General features: G+C 64.3%; 16 protein-coding genes. 9 read left to right on the top strand and 7 right to left on the bottom strand.

Annotation, left to right across the window (positions count from 1 at the left end; translation table 11 throughout):
- Positions 1 to 52 precede the first annotated feature (52 nt).
- Positions 53 to 700 carry an FMN-binding negative transcriptional regulator gene (locus tag IB235_RS16925; RefSeq protein WP_192337684.1) on the top strand — a complete coding sequence of 216 codons (648 nt, stop codon included), beginning with the start codon at positions 53 to 55 and terminating at the stop codon, positions 698 to 700.
- 18 nt (positions 701 to 718) lie between these two features.
- Positions 719 to 1,762 carry a nitronate monooxygenase family protein gene (locus tag IB235_RS16920; RefSeq protein WP_192337683.1) on the top strand — a complete coding sequence of 348 codons (1,044 nt, stop codon included), beginning with the start codon at positions 719 to 721 and terminating at the stop codon, positions 1,760 to 1,762.
- Positions 1,763 to 1,769: 7 nt separating this feature from the next.
- Here the strand turns inward: IB235_RS16920 and IB235_RS16915 are convergent, their stop codons facing one another.
- Entirely contained in the window at positions 1,770 to 3,149 is a 1,380-nt protein-coding gene (locus IB235_RS16915; protein ID WP_192337682.1) for a DUF1254 domain-containing protein, read from the bottom strand.
- Entirely contained in the window at positions 3,146 to 4,150 is a 1,005-nt protein-coding gene (locus IB235_RS16910; protein WP_192337681.1) for a DUF1254 domain-containing protein, read from the bottom strand. Before IB235_RS16910 ends, IB235_RS16915 begins: the two co-directional genes overlap by 4 nt.
- Before the next feature lie 166 nt (positions 4,151 to 4,316).
- Between IB235_RS16910 and IB235_RS16905 the strand changes: the two genes are divergently transcribed.
- Both IB235_RS16905 and IB235_RS16900 read left to right on the top strand, forming a co-directional pair.
- Positions 4,317 to 5,540 (top strand): hypothetical protein, encoded by a 1,224-nt coding sequence (locus tag IB235_RS16905; protein ID WP_192337680.1) that lies wholly within the window; start codon positions 4,317 to 4,319, stop codon positions 5,538 to 5,540.
- Between the two features lie 73 nt (positions 5,541 to 5,613).
- Entirely contained in the window at positions 5,614 to 6,753 is a 1,140-nt protein-coding gene (locus tag IB235_RS16900; protein WP_192337679.1) for a bifunctional transcriptional activator/DNA repair enzyme AdaA, read from the top strand.
- Here IB235_RS16900 and IB235_RS16895 read toward each other — a convergent pair.
- Positions 6,687 to 6,929 carry a hypothetical protein gene (locus IB235_RS16895; RefSeq protein WP_155040726.1) on the bottom strand — a complete coding sequence of 81 codons (243 nt, stop codon included), beginning with the start codon at positions 6,927 to 6,929 and terminating at the stop codon, positions 6,687 to 6,689. The two genes, IB235_RS16900 and IB235_RS16895, sit on opposite strands and share 67 nt — an antisense overlap.
- A gap of 129 nt (positions 6,930 to 7,058) precedes the next feature.
- Positions 7,059 to 7,532 carry a DUF3016 domain-containing protein gene (locus IB235_RS16890; RefSeq protein ID WP_192337678.1) on the bottom strand — a complete coding sequence of 158 codons (474 nt, stop codon included), beginning with the start codon at positions 7,530 to 7,532 and terminating at the stop codon, positions 7,059 to 7,061.
- A gap of 301 nt (positions 7,533 to 7,833) precedes the next feature.
- Here IB235_RS16890 and IB235_RS16885 point away from each other — a divergent pair, with 301 nt between their 5' ends.
- Positions 7,834 to 8,040: a cold-shock protein gene (locus IB235_RS16885; RefSeq protein WP_155040724.1), complete on the top strand. Its 207-nt coding sequence runs from the start codon at positions 7,834 to 7,836 to the stop codon at positions 8,038 to 8,040.
- Positions 8,041 to 8,160: 120 nt separating this feature from the next.
- Here IB235_RS16885 and IB235_RS16880 read toward each other — a convergent pair whose 3' ends face one another.
- Positions 8,161 to 9,045, bottom strand: coding sequence for a LysR family transcriptional regulator (locus IB235_RS16880; protein ID WP_192337677.1), 885 nt, complete (start codon positions 9,043 to 9,045; stop codon positions 8,161 to 8,163).
- Between the two features lie 94 nt (positions 9,046 to 9,139).
- Here IB235_RS16880 and IB235_RS16875 point away from each other — a divergent pair, with 94 nt between their 5' ends.
- The 3 genes from IB235_RS16875 to IB235_RS16865 are packed head-to-tail and all read left to right on the top strand — an operon-like array spanning position 9,140 to position 11,459.
- Positions 9,140 to 9,634, top strand: a complete 495-nt coding sequence (locus tag IB235_RS16875) for a lactoylglutathione lyase family protein (protein WP_155040722.1) — start codon at positions 9,140 to 9,142, stop codon at positions 9,632 to 9,634.
- Between the two features lie 9 nt (positions 9,635 to 9,643).
- On the top strand, positions 9,644 to 10,747 hold the full coding sequence (locus IB235_RS16870; RefSeq protein WP_192337676.1) for an alkene reductase: 1,104 nt from the start codon (positions 9,644 to 9,646) through the stop codon (positions 10,745 to 10,747).
- A 40-nt stretch (positions 10,748 to 10,787) separates the two neighbouring features.
- Positions 10,788 to 11,459 (top strand): type 1 glutamine amidotransferase domain-containing protein, encoded by a 672-nt coding sequence (locus IB235_RS16865; RefSeq protein WP_192337675.1) that lies wholly within the window; start codon positions 10,788 to 10,790, stop codon positions 11,457 to 11,459.
- Positions 11,460 to 11,471: 12 nt separating this feature from the next.
- Here IB235_RS16865 and IB235_RS16860 read toward each other — a convergent pair whose 3' ends face one another.
- Positions 11,472 to 12,050, bottom strand: coding sequence for a LysE/ArgO family amino acid transporter (locus IB235_RS16860; RefSeq protein WP_225612414.1), 579 nt, complete (start codon positions 12,048 to 12,050; stop codon positions 11,472 to 11,474).
- A 121-nt stretch (positions 12,051 to 12,171) separates the two neighbouring features.
- Here IB235_RS16860 and IB235_RS16855 point away from each other — a divergent pair, with 121 nt between their 5' ends.
- Positions 12,172 to 13,059, top strand: coding sequence for a LysR family transcriptional regulator ArgP (locus IB235_RS16855; RefSeq protein ID WP_192337673.1), 888 nt, complete (start codon positions 12,172 to 12,174; stop codon positions 13,057 to 13,059).
- Here IB235_RS16855 and IB235_RS16850 read toward each other — a convergent pair whose 3' ends face one another.
- Complete coding sequence (locus tag IB235_RS16850) at positions 13,060 to 13,980, bottom strand: DMT family transporter (protein WP_155040796.1); 921 nt, start codon at positions 13,978 to 13,980, stop codon at positions 13,060 to 13,062. It abuts the gene before it with no gap.

The raw sequence follows: 13,980 nt of genomic DNA, 5'->3' as shown, positions 1-13,980 counted from the left end.
CCAGACCAGTCGCGATGGCAGAAGCGGGTATCACCTGCAAGCCGGACCTGCCATGTATATCCCGCCCCATTTTGCCGAATCCCGTCCCCAGATCCTGCACGACCTGATCGATCAGCACCCTTTGGGCATCCTGATCATCCATGGCGCGGGCGGGCTGGATGCCAATCACATCCCCTTTCACTTGCTCCGCGATCAGGGCACGCATGGCAGCCTGGGCTGCCATGTCGCGCGCGCCAACCCGGTCTGGCAGCAGCTTGCGACCGGGGACGAGGTGCTGGTCGTCTTTCGCGCCGCCGAGGCCTATGTCTCGCCCAACTGGTATCCCAGCAAGCACGAGACGCATCGACAGGTGCCGACCTGGAACTATGCCGTGGTCCATGCCCATGGCCGGGTCACCCTGCGCGATGACGAACGCTTCCTGCGCCATAACCTGGCCTTTCTGACCAAGCGGCACGAGGCCGCGCAACCCGTGCCATGGAAGATGGGCGATGCGCCGCGCGACTATCTGGATGCGATGCTGAAGGCGATTGTCGGGCTGGAAATCCAGATCACCCGGCTGGAGGGCAAGTTCAAGCTAAGCCAGAACAAGGAGGCCCGCGATATCCGCAGCGCTGGCGAGGCTCTTCGCGATCAGGGCGACAGCGCGCTTGGCGCGGCGATGATTGCAGTCGCTGCGGGAAAGGCGCAGGAAGCAGGCTGACGAACGAGGAGGCAAGCGATGTTGAATCTGGGACTGGAACTGCCGATCATTCAGGCGCCAATGGCGGGGGTCTCGACGCCCGCGCTGGCAGCGGCAGTGTCGAATGCGGGCGGGCTGGGCTCGTTGGGGATCGGGGCCAGCACGGTCGCGCAGGCCCGCGTAGCCATCGAGGAAACCCGTGCCCTGACCGACAAGCCCTTCAACGTCAACGTCTTTTGCCACCAGACCGCGCCGCGCGACCCCGATGCCGATCAGGAATGGCTGAGCTTTCTGGTCCCGCTTTTCGCGGAATTCGGCGTGCAACCGCCCTTGGCGCTGGAGGAGATCTATCCCAGTTTCCTCAGCGGCGATGAGGCGTTCCGCATGCTGCTGGACACCCGCCCGGCTGTCGTCAGTTTTCATTTCGGCCTGCCGCCGCAGGACCAGATCGCGGCGCTGCGCGAATTGGGCATCTTTACCATGGCCAGCGCCACGAACGCCGCCGAGGCCCGCGTGATCGAGGCCGCTGGCGTTGATGCCATCGTCGCCCAGGGGATCGAGGCCGGGGGCCATCGCGGCATGTTCGACCCGACCGCTGCCGATGAGCGGCTGCCGACCTCGGTTCTGGTTCGGCTGCTGGTCGCGGGAACGCGCCTGCCGGTGATTGCTGCGGGCGGGATCATGGACGGGCAGGGGATCGCCGCGGCCCTGCGGCTGGGCGCTGCCGCGGCGCAGCTGGGCACGGCCTTTATCGCCTGCCCGGAATCCGCCGCCAATGCCAGCTACCGCCAGAACCTGCTGGGTGCGCGCGCGCAGCATACCCGGCTGACGCCGGTGCTGTCGGGCCGTCCGGCACGGGGCATGGTCAACCGCTTCATCGACTATTGCGAGCGTGACGGCAGCCCGCGCCCCGCCGCCTATCCCCGCGCCTATGACGCGGCCAAGCAGCTGTTCGCCGTCGCCCAGCGTCAAGGGGATTTCGAATTCGCCGCGCAATGGGCGGGGCAGGGTGCACCGCTTGCCCGCGCGCTGCCCGCGGCCGAACTGGTCGGGCAGCTGGCGCAGGAACTGGCCACGGGCTGACGCGCCGCTATTTCGGCACGGGTTCCAGCGGCGGCTGCTTCCAACTGCCGTCGATGGCGGCGGGCTTGGGCAGATAAAGCCGCATGACCACGTTCATCGGCCCATCCGGCGCGGGCAGCCAGTTCGTTTCCAGATCCGGGCCGGGGCTTTCATGCTGCAGATACAGGGTCAGGCTGCCATCCTGAGCGGTCTTGAGACCGGGCAGCATGGGCGAGTTGATCAGGTAGCGGTTCAGCGGGTTGTCGACCAGAAACCGGGTCTTGCCGTCATACATGGTCACCGACCAGAAGGCATCGACCGGGGGCATGGCGTCCTTGGTGAAAGTCAGGCGATAGTTCGATTTCGACCCGTCCAGAGGGTTACCCTGCGCATCCAGCGGAAAATTGGGGTAAAGCGCCTCGGCGGTCGAATTGCCGTATAGCCCGGCCAATGCTGCGACGGCGCGTTCGACATCCTTGCCGCGCAGTTCCTCGGGGGTGCCGAACATCCCGGCCGATGACGTCAGCTTATGCGCGCGGTCCTCAAGCTCGGCCTTGGCCGCATCGGCGGCAGTGGTGATGGCGGCCAGCGTTTCCGGCGTCATCCCCTCGGGCGGCCATGGTGCGCCGGGGGCTATGCCGATGGTAGCGAAACGGGCGCGCAGGTCGTTTTCCCACGGCAAAGGCGGGGCGAATTGCAGCAGGAAATTCGCGTATTTCCAGAAATCCGGCTGCGCGGTTTCCCGGCTGATCCTGGGCCATTCTATGGCCGGGGCGGCAGGCGGCGCGGCGGCTCCGGTGAAGCTGGACAAAGGCTCGGCCAGATAGCCTTTCTGGATTTCCTGCACGCGTGGCATGTCGTCCGGACCCATCAGCTGCGTGCGAAAGAAGGCCAGCGCAAGATGCGTGGGCATTTGGATCACCCGCTTGACCCCCTTGGGCGGGTCGCCCTTCCAGTCGGGTCCGGCGATCAGGAAATCTCCGCCGTCATTCCCATCCACGCGCGTGCCCAGATAGTCCACGTTGTCGGTGTAAAGGTCGATCAACTGGGCCGAGTAATAGCGCCCCGGTTCGATCTGCGGCAGGGTCAGCACCAAAGGCTCGGCGCGCAGATCCATCATCAGGTAGGAATAGGGCGTGTCCGAATTCGGTGTCACCACCCCGGTATCGGCAGGGGTATAGACGCGGGCCTCGTTATGGACGGCGTTGGGCGGTCCCTTGTACTGGCTGCCCGAGGGGTCGAGCATCCATTGATAGATCGACAGATAGTTTTCCACCATCGGGAACAGGTGGATATAGGCGTCATGCGCGGTCGTGGCCACGTCACCGGCAGGCGCGGTCTGGGCATGACCCAGCATCGGGAGGACGGCAATCAGGGCCGCCGATTGCAGCAATTCACGGCGATTCATTTCGTCACCTCGGCCATGGGAAAGGTCCAGCTTCCGTCAAGGATCGCGGCTTGCGGGCGATATAGCCGCACCATGTAGTTCCAGCCCTCGGTGATCGGCAGGCAGTTCGGAATATCCGCCGCGCAGCCGCCGAACTGGATCGCCACGCTGCCGTCATCGGCCTTTTTCGCGGTGACATTGTTGAAGGAATAGGCGTTCAGGTCATTGGGCTGGTAATAGCCGTTCTTGTCATAGACCGAGACCGACCAGAACCCATCGACCGGAACGTCCTTGACCAGCAGCTTGTAGACAGTCTGCCCGTCATTCCTTTCCGGCACGAAGTTCAGATACAGCGCGTCCTTTTCCGGGTTGCCACCCCAGGCATAGGCAGAGCCCAGCAGATGGCGCACCGGATCGACCTGATCCTTGGTGCCGAACATGCCGCGCGTGTCAGGCAGCATTGCCGCCAGCGCATTCAGGTGCTGGCGGACCTGACCCTGACTTTCCGGGTCCCATTCCGGCACGGTAAACGCGCCGGGCGCGGCCTGTTCGACCTGCAACTGGTCCTGCAGGGCATGGACGGCCTTCAGATCCTCGGGGTCGTTCGGATTGACCAGCGTGCGCACCGCCAGCACCGCATAGCGCGTGCCGACATTCTGTTGCGTCAGGTCATAGGTGCCGGGTTCGTACCAGACGAAGGGGACATAGTGATCCTCATTGACGACCTGGGCCGAGATGAAGCGATCGCCCGCGTCGGGAACGGTCAGTCTGGCCGGACCTGCATCAAGGTCCAGCACAAGGGATGAATACAGCGTGTCCCGGTTCAGGCGGATGACGGTCTGGTTGTCCAGCGGACTGGGTTCGCGGGTATGGTGCCACTTGCCGACTCCGCCAAGCTTGGCGGCATTGCCGATGAACAGATCGGATTCCGCGCGGATGAAATTATCGGTGGTCACCGGAACCGGATCGGCCAATGCGGCCATCGGCAATAGCATGAGCGAAAGGAATGCTGGCTTGATCATCGTTCCTCACTGTGGCGGGGCCAGTATCGAGAAAGTCCGAAGTTCCCGGCAGCTTCGGTCTTGGCGCAGAGTCTGGCAAGGGAATTGATCGCCGAGCGGTTGCGGGCTCGTCTGCGGGATGAGACCCGGCTAGGATCAGGGGCGAAGGTCCTGATACGAGGTTGCCATGCGCGCGATGATGCTTTGCCTTGCTCTGGTCCCTGCGGCGGGTGTCGCGCAGGATGCCGCCCTGCTGGCTCCTTCGCCGATTTCGGCCGAGATCGCGAAAGACGGCATTTCTCCGGTTCTTGAACGCTTGCAGGCGCTGTCCGCCCCCAGCCCGGATGAGCGCTTTGCCACTGCCGGGCTGGAGTTTCTGGCCGCGGTCGAGGCCGCCTATCAATGGCGGATGGCGCATCAGGTCGGCACCGAATGGGGAATGATGTTCGGCATGGGGGCGGATCTGCCGACGGATGCGCGGGTTACGCCCTTTCCGCCCGAGGCGCTGGCCCAGCAGACCGCCGCCACCCTTGCCGCGATGGAGCGGTTGCAGGTGCCCCTGCAGGGGCTGGCCGAGGGGCCGGAATTCGGCGTGGCGCTGTCGCTGTCGGATCTGTGGTTCGATGTGGACGGAGACGGCAAACGGGCGGCTTGGGAAGGCGCAGGCGATCTGCTGAACGGCGTGGCCTATTTCCGCGAACCGGCCTTTGACCAAAGCGGCCAGCCCTTGCCCTTGGCCGATCTGCCCGTCATCCGTTTCGACAATGCCGATGCGGCCTGGCTTTCGGCCTATGGCCATCTGGTCGCGGGCATGGCCGAGCTGGTTCTGGCCTTTGACCCGACCCCCAGCCTGCAAAAAGTCTGGGATGCCCGCAAGGCGATCGACAGCCATCGCGCGCCAGGGTCAGAATCCGCGCTGGGTTCGTTCGACGCCATGTTAGAGCCGGTCGCGGCTGTGCTGGACATGCTGCGCCACCAACCCGATCCGGCACGGACGCGGGCGGCAAGGGATCACTGGCTGGGCACGGTCCAGCAGAACCGCCTGTTCTGGAAACTGACGGAAGCCGAGACCGACAATGCCGGCGAATGGATTCCGAATGACCGGCAGGTTTCGGCCACCGGGCTGGTCTTTCCGCCGGGAACCGGCCCGGCATGGCTTTCGGTGCTGGACGATGCCGAGGCGGTGCTGATGGGCCGGAAATCCATCCCCTTCTGGCGCGCGCCGGTCGGGCTGGATCTGGCAAAATGGTTGCAAGATCCGGTGCCTTTGCCGCTGGACGGGGCCATTCAGGGATGGGCGGTTACCGACTTCCTGACCGACGCGCCGATGGTGACGCCGGAAAGCTTTGGCCGCTTCAGCCAGATGTTCCTTGAGGGCGGGCCATTTCTGGCCATGGTGATGATCAACTGAGCCCGGCAGAAAATCTGCAATAGACGCCCGATTTCCGACCGCCGGCCCCGCGGGGTGATGCTAGAAGGGGGGCATGCTGTTTGACCTTCCTGACCATGACACTCTTTATCAGGCGCTGCTGGCCCGTGATGCCCGTTACGACGGGCAGGCCTATGTTTGCGTCGCCTCGACCGGGGTTTTCTGCCGCCTGACCTGTCCGGCGCGCAAGCCTCTGCCCGAGAATTGCAGTTTCCACGCCACGATCGGCGCCTGCATCGAGGCCGGGTTCCGGCCCTGCAAACGCTGCCATCCCTTGCAGGCCGCCGCCAATGCCGATCCGACCATCGCGGCGCTGCTGCGTCTGCTGGACGATGACCCGCAGCGGCGCTGGTCGGAACGCGATCTGGAACGGATGGGCTATGACCTGTCCACCGTGCGCCGCAGCTTCAAACGGCATTTCGCGATGACATTTCTGGACATGGCACGGCAGAGGCGGTTGCGCGAAGGCTTCGAGACGCTTGTGGATACGGGCCGCGTCATTGCCGCGCAGCAGGATGCGGGCTTCGATTCCCCCAGCGCCTTCCGCGCGGCCTTTGCCCGCATCCTTGGTTGCGCACCCGCCGATCTGACGCAAGGCGGGCTTCTTGTGGCGGACTGGATCGCGACGCCGCTGGGCGACATGGTTGCGGTTTGCAGCCAGACCCATCTGCATCTGCTGGAATTCATCGAACGCAAGGCCCTGCCGACCGAATTGCAGAAACTGAGTGAGACGACCCCCGGCGGCATCGGCATCGGTCGCAACCGGATCACCGAACAGGCCAGATCCGAATTGCAGGCATTCTTTGACGGTCGCCTGCCACGTTTTGAGACCCCGATCCACCAACCCGGCAGCGCCTTCAGCCGCGAGGTCTGGGCTGAATTGCGTCGCATTCCCGCAGGCGAAACCCGCAGCTATGCCCAGCTTGCCGAGGCCATCGGCAGGCCCTCGGCCACCCGCGCCGTGGCCCGCGCCAATGGGGCGAACCAGATCGCGCTGATGGTGCCTTGCCATCGCGTCATCGGTGCGGATGGGTCGCTGACCGGCTATGGTGGTGGGCTGTGGCGCAAGCAGCGCCTGCTGGAGATCGAGGCGCAGTATCGCGCCGCCCGACCTGTCGGCAATCGCCCTCAGGCGGGGATATTGCCGATCTCTTCCGAGATGCGGACCGGATCGTCGGGCAGTTCGACGCCATAGAAACGCGCAGCAATCTGGCGCAGCAGGACGATCTCGCTGGCCATGAGCGCCGCGACCTTGCCCTGCAGATTGACCAGATCCATCGAATGCAGCGCCGTGTCCAGATCGGTCAGGGACGCCGCCGCCGCCTTGATCGTTTCCAGAAGGTCCGAGCGCGTTTCGCTATCTAGTTGCATGGTTTCTGCCAATTGTTCGCTTGCGTTGCGCGGCGCTGCTTAAACGTCGAGCGACCGGTTGGCCATGCCCCGTTGCAAGATAGGCGGGTTTTTACCCATAATTGTTCAACCGTGAGCCGAACGTGTTGATCAGGGACGAAAAGTTTTCCTGAACCAGTCGTCCAGCAGCAGCTTTTCATGGATGAGGCGTTCGTCATCGCCTCGGGCGCGGAGGTCGGACAGATAGTTGATATCGGACAATTGCGCCGTGCCCTGCCGGATCGGCTTGCCGTTCTGGAACAGGGTATAGTGCAGATGGATGCGCGGCGGGGTGATGTCGCGCAGGATGCGGACATCCTGCCAGCCGGTACGCCATTGCTCATATTGACCGGCCAGATCCAGACGGGTGATCTGGATATGCAGGACCTCGCCCGGTTTCAGGTAGCGTTCGCCCAGTCGCTGGATGCGTCGGTCCAGTTCCGCCGCAACCGTGCGGCGATCGCTTTCGGTGCGCAGGTCCGGGTCATGCGAATTGGCCAGTGCGGCGTAGTTCACCACCACCTCGGCCCAAAGCGGCGACCCGGCCAAGCTTAGCCCAAGGGCAAGACAAAGAGCGCGGATCATGACTGCTCCTCCATGGGCGCTGTGCGGCCACGGCCATTGCGCCCGACCCGATTCAAGCACCGCGCCGGGGGAATGTCCATCTAAGCAGGCGGGATTCTGCGGCAAATTGGCCATAATCATCGTCGATCTGCCCGTCGGGGTTGAACCGGGGTTGCCTTTTTGCGGGGCTGCCTTCATACCTTTGCCTGCTATGTTATTTCTGTCTGCATCCTGTGACCGTTCGGCTTCAGCCTGCGTTTCGATCTGACTGAGCCGGGTCGCCGCATGTCGTGGGCGACACTAAACTTAAGGAGATCTCTCCATGGCCAACGGCACCGTGAAATGGTTCAACGCAACCAAAGGCTTCGGCTTCATCGCCCCTGAAGATGGCGGCAAGGACGTTTTCGTCCACATCTCGGCTCTTGAGCGCGCTGGCATCCAGCACCTGAACGACGGCCAAGCCGTTTCGTTCGACATCGAATCGGGCCGCGATGGCCGTCAATCGGCCCGGAACCTGGTTCTGGCCTAAGCCTATCGCGACAAGATCTGGTTCGGCTGGCTACGGCCGAACCTTTACGGCCCCACGCAGGCGGGGCCGTTTTGCTTTTCCGGGACAGAAAAGCCGCTTCCCCCTAAAAATCGCCACGGCCTAAAGCCGCCCCACGACCTGCGCCACCAATGCGCGGATGCGTGTCATCCTTGCGGGCAGCACCCTTCCCTTGCGTTGAACCAGCCATAATTCGTGCCGCACCGGGTGATCCAGCCGCGCCACCGTCAGCCGGTCGCGCAGCGCCGAGGTGTCGATGCCGCTGCGGGGCAGGATCGTATAGCCCATGCCCCGCGCCACCGGTTCGGGGATCTGGCCGATCTGGTTGATGAAGCTGCGCAGGCGCAGCCCCTCGATCCCCCGGAAGTCCTGCGGGAAGTTCAGAGACAGCAATTCCTCGGCATGGGCATAGCCATCGGGATGGGCGATGAAGCCGCGTTCCTGAAGATCGGCAAAGCTGACTTGCGGGGCAGCACCGCCCGGCAGGATCAGGCACAGCTCATCCGTGCCCAGCCGTTCGCCGTCCAGACGAGGATGGCCGGGCGCGTGATCGGTGATGCCCAGATCGAAGCTGCCTGACAGCAGCCCTTCGGGGACGCGGCCCTGCGGCGTGGCCTCCAGCCGGATGACCAGCCCCGGCGCGCGTTCCATCAGATCAAGGAAGTGCGGGTAAAGCAGCAGGGCAATGCTGCCCGAGCAAGCCAGCGAGCTCTCTCCCAGATCGGGATCGTCCTGCAGCAAGTCCTGCCGCAGGGCGCGTTCTTCCTCTCGGCGGCGCAGGCCTAGGGCCAGCACGGCCTCGCCCGCCGGGGTAGGGGTGAAGCTTTTGCCCTGACGCGCGATCAACGCCTGACCGACCTGTTGTTCCAGCTTGCGCAGATGCTGCGAGACGCCGGGCTGGGTCATGTTCAGCCGCTCGGCGGCACGGGTGAAATGGCCCACCCGGCACAGGGTCACGAATGTCTCCAGCCATTGCGCGTTCAGCATCACCATTCCGAAACGTAATCATCATCCAAGTAAATGATAATTTCACAATCGGGGATGCCAAGCCCATTTCAGGCTCAGCTTACAGGAGAGACCCATGACCACGCCCCGCACGTTTTCCCATATCGGCCTGTCGGTCCCGGACCTGGACCGCGCGGTCGAGTTCTATCGCGACGTGATGGGCTTCTATGTCATCATGCCGCCGACCGAGATCGTGCAGGACGACACCGATATCGGCGTGATGTGCAATGATGTCTTCGGCCCCGGCTGGGACAGGTTCCGTATCGCCCATATGGCGACCGGCGACCGGATCGGCATCGAGTTGTTCGAGTTTCCCGGCAACCACCCGCCGGCCGACAACCTGCCCTTCCGTCAGACCGGCTTGTTCCATTTCGCCATTCAGGACCCGGATGTCGAAGGCCTGCTGGCCCGCATCATTGCGGCAGGCGGCAAGGCCAGGATGCCGGTTCGTTCCTATTTCCCCGGCAAGAAACCCTACCGGATGGTCTATGTCGAGGACCCCTTCGGCATCGTCTTTGAGCTGTATTCCCACAGCTATGAGCTGACCTATTCTGCTGGCGCCTATAACTGAGAGTTCCCCATGACCAACCTGTTCGACAGCATCCAGATCGGCCCGCTGCGGCTGAAAAACCGCGCCGTCATGGCGCCGATGACGCGGGCCCGCGCGCCCGGAAACCTGCCCACGACCGAGATGGCCCGCTATTACGCGCAGCGCGCCAATGCTGGCCTGATCGTGACCGAGGGGACGGTGATCTCGCCCGAGGGTTCCGGCTTTGTCGATTGTCCCGGCCTGTGGTCCGAGGATCAGGTCGCCGCTTGGCAGCCGGTGACGCAGGCCGTCCATGATCAGGGCGCGGCTATCTTTACCCAGATCTGGCATGTCGGGCGGATGAGTCATGTGTCCCTGCAACCGGGCGGGACAGCGCCCATCAGCGCCACCGGGCGTCCGGCGGCGAATTGCTCGGCCTTTGGCTACCTGCCTGACGGGTCGGCGGGCTTCGTCCCGGCCTCGACCCCGCGGGCGCTGGAAACCGATGAGATTCCCCGCGTGGTCGAGGATTTCGCTCACGCCGCCGAAAATGCCATCCGCGCGGGCTTCGACGGGATCGAGATTCACGGCGCAAATGGTTATCTGGTCGAGCAATTCCTGAACGGTGCGGTGAATGACCGGACCGACCGCTATGGCTCGCAAAGCGTCGAAAACCGCATCCGCTTCGTGCTGGAAGCGGTCGATGCCTGCATTGCGCGGATCGGGGTCGAGCATGTCGGCATCCGCCTGTCGCCCTTCGGTCGCCTGCACGATCTGGGTGATTTCGAAGGCGAGGAAGAAACCTTCCTTGCGTTGGCTCGTGCCCTGTCGGAACGCGGCGTGGCGTTCGTGCATATCATGGACCAGTCCTCGCGCGGGGCACCGGCCATGCCCGAGGGCTTCTTGCAGAAGTTCCGCGCGGCCTATCAGGGCGTGCTGATCCTTGCCGGGGGCATGGATCGCCGGAAATCCGATGCGATGCTGGCCGAGGGGCTGATCGACATGGCCGGGTTTGGCGCGGCCTTCACCTCGAACCCCGATCTGGTCGAGCGGATGCGTCACGGCTGGCCGATCGTGCGTCCCGACCCGGCCAGCTTCTATGGCGGCGATGCCCGCGCCTATACCGACTGGCCGACATGGCTGGAACAGGCCTGAGCCTGACGTGTTGACCCATCAAACCAAGCAGGAGAGTCCCATGAAACCGATCCTCATCGTCATGACCTCGCATTCGCAAAAAGGCGATACCGGCCAGCCGACCGGCTATTTCCTGTCCGAAGTCACCCATCCGCTGGCGGTGTTCGACCGCGAGGGGCTGCCGGTGGCCTTTGCCTCGATCAAGGGCGGTGAGCCGCCGGTGGACGGGTTCGATCTGGAGGACGCAACCAATGCGCGCTACTGGAACGACCCGGATTTCCGCGCCCGTATCGCAGGCAGCCCGAAGCTGGCGGATGTGAACCCCGCCGATTATTCGGCGATCTTCTTTGCCGGAGGGCATGGCGCGGTCTGGGATTTCCCGGTCTCGGCGGCGGTCAACGAAAAATCCCGCGCGATCTGGGAGCAGGGTGGCGTTGTCGGCGCGGTTTGCCACGGTCCGGCGGCGCTGACCAATGTGACGCTTGCCGATGGCAAGCCGCTGGTTGCCGGGCGCAAGGTCGCGGCCTTTACCGATGCCGAGGAGGTGGCAGTCGGTCTGCAGGATGTCGTGCCGTTCCTGCTGTCCTCGCGATTGGCGGAACTGGGCGCGCAGATGCAGCCCGGCCCGGACTGGACCGAGACGGTCGCGGTCGATGGGCGTCTGGTCACCGGCCAGAACCCGCAATCCGCCTCCGCCGTGGGCGAGGAAATCGCCAAGCTGCTCAAGGCGTAATGCGTGGGGGGCTTAGCCCCCCATCAGCAGCCGCGCCGCGATCGACCACATCATGACGGCGATCACCGCCTCAAGGATGCGCCACGCGGCGGGGCGGGCAAAGATCGGGCGCAGTCGCGTTGCTCCGAAGCCCAGGGCAAAGAAGAACAGGAACGATCCTAGGATCGCACCGATGGCGAATGAGCCGCGCGCGCCTGTGAACTGCCCGGAAATCGTGCCCAGCAGCACCACCGTGTCCAGATAGACATGGGGGTTCAGCCAGGTGATGGCCAGACAGGCCAGTAAGGTTCCGGTCAGATCATCCATGGTCTGACCGGGATCTGTGGCCAGCGCGTCGTTGGAACGCAGCGCCGCGCGCAGGCTTTTCGCCCCGTACCAGAACAGGAAAGCCGCCCCCAGCAAGCGCATGGCGGGCTCCAGCCACGGCAGCCAGCCCGAGATACGGCCAAAGCTGGTGATCCCCAGCGTGATCAGCACCGCATCCGAGACCGCGCAGGCCAGCACCACCGGCAGCACATGCTGACCCTTCAGCCCCTGACGCAGCACAAAGGCGTTTTGCGCCCCGATGGCGACGATCAGACCAAGACTCATCATTATGCCGGTCAAAAAGACTGAAAATGCCATGCCACGCTCCACTGAATGCATTGCCGGACCTAGGATGGGGCGCTAATTTAGGCAAATTAATTCCCCTAACCAGAATTCAGGAAATCTAATGATGGATTATCCCGCGCTTCGGGCCGTGGCGGCTGTGGTGCAAAGCGGCAGCTTTGAGCGGGCGGCGGCAATGCTGGGGGTGACGCCCTCGGCCATCTCGCAGCGGGTGAAGCATCTTGAGGAACGGTTGGGCACGGTGCTGATCGAGCGCGGCCAGCCCTGCATTGCCACAGAAAAGGGCGCGTGGCTGTGTCGCCACATGGACCGGGTCGGCATGCTGGAACAAGAGCTGATGCAGCAACTGCCGGAACTGGCCGCGCCCGCGCAGCGGGTGACGCTGGCGATTGCCGCCAACTCCGACAGCGTTGGCACCTGGTTTCTGGATGCGGTGGCCGAGTTCACCAGAACCAGCGACTATCTGATGAACATTGCCATCGACGATGAGGAGAACACCGCCGACTGGCTGCGGCGGGGCCGGGTCTTTGCGGCGGTGACCTCGGTCGAAAAGCCGGTGCAGGGTTGCCGGGTCACGCCTTTGGGCAGCCTGCGCTATCACGCGACGGCCAGCCCGGAATACATGCGGCGGCATTTCCCGGATGGGGTGACGGTCGCGGCGCTGACGCAGGCGCCCAGCCTGACATTCGACCATAAGGATGACCTGCAACGTCTTTGGATCAAACGGAATTTCGGCCATGATCTGGCCCACCCGACGCATTGGCTGCCCTCGACGCAAAGCTTTGTCGATGCCTGCGTCGCGGGGATCGGCTGGGCAATGAATCCGGCGCAACTGGCCCGCGACCATCTGGTCGCCGGGCGTCTGGTCGAGCTGCTGCCCGGTGCCACATTTGACCGGCCGCTTTACTGGCAGGTCAGTCGCTTGGCTGCCGACCGGCTGGCCGGGCTGACCCGCGCCGTGCTGGCGACAGCCCGGCGCGAGTTGGTCTGATCAGGCCCTTTGTGCGGCCCGGACAGGCATCCGCAAGGGCACGGTGATGACGATCAGGCAGGACACGATCAGGGTGACGCCCAGCCATCCCATCGCGCTCAGCCTTTCGCCGACGATCAGGATGGCAAAGACCGCGGCCACCACCGGCTCGGTCAGGGTGACGGTCGTGGCGGTGCTGGCCGGGATGCGGGCCAGCCCGTAGCCAAAGGCCAGATAGCCCAGAAACATCGGCACCAATGCCATGTAGATCCCGACGGCGGCATTGTTCCATGATTGCAGGAACGGTCCGCCCGTCGCGATCAGCACCGGCATCAGCAGCAGCCCGCCAATGCCAAACGTCGCGCCCATTGCGACCTTCGACCGGATGCCGCGCAGCATCACCCCGCGCGCGGTCCACGAATACAGCGCATAGGTCAGCCCACCGATCAGTCCCAGCCCGATCCCCGGCAGCGCCATGTCGCCGCCAGTTGCGCCGGGATGGGCGGCGCCCTTGGCCGCGCAAAGCAGCACGATCCCCAGCAGTCCGATCCCCGCCCCGATCAGCCAGCGCGGCGATAGCCGTTGCCGGTCAAGAACATATTCGATCATCGCCGAAAACAGCGGGGCCGAGCCGATCGTCACCACCGTTCCGATCGTCACGCCCGCCAACCGCATCGAGCCGTAGAAGGCCAGCGGATAGATCGCGACCGCGATGCCGCCCAGCACCAGCTTGCGCCAATGGGTCAGCAGGCCGGGCAGGCTGGCGGCGATGCTGCGCCCGGCGAACAGCGCCTGCGCAATCCCGCCCAGCCCCATCGCCGCCGCGCCGATGGCGGCAGCCCCCACATCGGGGGCAAAGGTCGCGGCCGTCCCCGTCGTGCCCCAGACCACCGAGGCGAACAGCACCGCCGCGATGCCAAGCGCGTAATCCCTTGAGCCCAT

Origin of the sequence: Paracoccus sp. PAR01 (genome assembly GCF_014851995.1) — a bacterium.
Taxonomy (GTDB): Bacteria; Pseudomonadota; Alphaproteobacteria; order Rhodobacterales; family Rhodobacteraceae; genus Paracoccus; species Paracoccus litorisediminis.
Note: the sequence above shows the minus strand (reverse complement) of the source record. Positions and strands in the feature narration are given on the sequence as shown.

Excerpts from the sequence above, each read along its gene's own strand:
- IB235_RS16905 (WP_192337680.1), top strand. The coding sequence starts at position 4,317 with ATGCGCGCGATGATGCTTTGCCTTGCTCTGGTCCCTGCGGCGGGTGTC.
- IB235_RS16915 (WP_192337682.1), bottom strand. The coding sequence starts at position 3,149 with ATGAATCGCCGTGAATTGCTGCAATCGGCGGCCCTGATTGCCGTCCTC.
- IB235_RS16865 (WP_192337675.1), top strand. The coding sequence starts at position 10,788 with ATGAAACCGATCCTCATCGTCATGACCTCGCATTCGCAAAAAGGCGAT.
- IB235_RS16855 (WP_192337673.1), top strand. The coding sequence starts at position 12,172 with ATGATGGATTATCCCGCGCTTCGGGCCGTGGCGGCTGTGGTGCAAAGC.
- IB235_RS16885 (WP_155040724.1), top strand. The coding sequence starts at position 7,834 with ATGGCCAACGGCACCGTGAAATGGTTCAACGCAACCAAAGGCTTCGGC.
- IB235_RS16910 (WP_192337681.1), bottom strand. The coding sequence starts at position 4,150 with ATGATCAAGCCAGCATTCCTTTCGCTCATGCTATTGCCGATGGCCGCA.
- IB235_RS16890 (WP_192337678.1), bottom strand. The coding sequence starts at position 7,532 with ATGATCCGCGCTCTTTGTCTTGCCCTTGGGCTAAGCTTGGCCGGGTCG.
- IB235_RS16920 (WP_192337683.1), top strand. The coding sequence starts at position 719 with ATGTTGAATCTGGGACTGGAACTGCCGATCATTCAGGCGCCAATGGCG.
- IB235_RS16895 (WP_155040726.1), bottom strand. The coding sequence starts at position 6,929 with ATGCAACTAGATAGCGAAACGCGCTCGGACCTTCTGGAAACGATCAAG.
- IB235_RS16900 (WP_192337679.1), top strand. The coding sequence starts at position 5,614 with ATGCTGTTTGACCTTCCTGACCATGACACTCTTTATCAGGCGCTGCTG.
- IB235_RS16870 (WP_192337676.1), top strand. The coding sequence starts at position 9,644 with ATGACCAACCTGTTCGACAGCATCCAGATCGGCCCGCTGCGGCTGAAA.
- IB235_RS16880 (WP_192337677.1), bottom strand. The coding sequence starts at position 9,045 with ATGCTGAACGCGCAATGGCTGGAGACATTCGTGACCCTGTGCCGGGTG.
- IB235_RS16850 (WP_155040796.1), bottom strand. The coding sequence starts at position 13,980 with ATGGGCTCAAGGGATTACGCGCTTGGCATCGCGGCGGTGCTGTTCGCC.
- IB235_RS16925 (WP_192337684.1), top strand. The coding sequence starts at position 53 with ATGTATATCCCGCCCCATTTTGCCGAATCCCGTCCCCAGATCCTGCAC.
- IB235_RS16860 (WP_225612414.1), bottom strand. The coding sequence starts at position 12,050 with ATGAGTCTTGGTCTGATCGTCGCCATCGGGGCGCAAAACGCCTTTGTG.
- IB235_RS16875 (WP_155040722.1), top strand. The coding sequence starts at position 9,140 with ATGACCACGCCCCGCACGTTTTCCCATATCGGCCTGTCGGTCCCGGAC.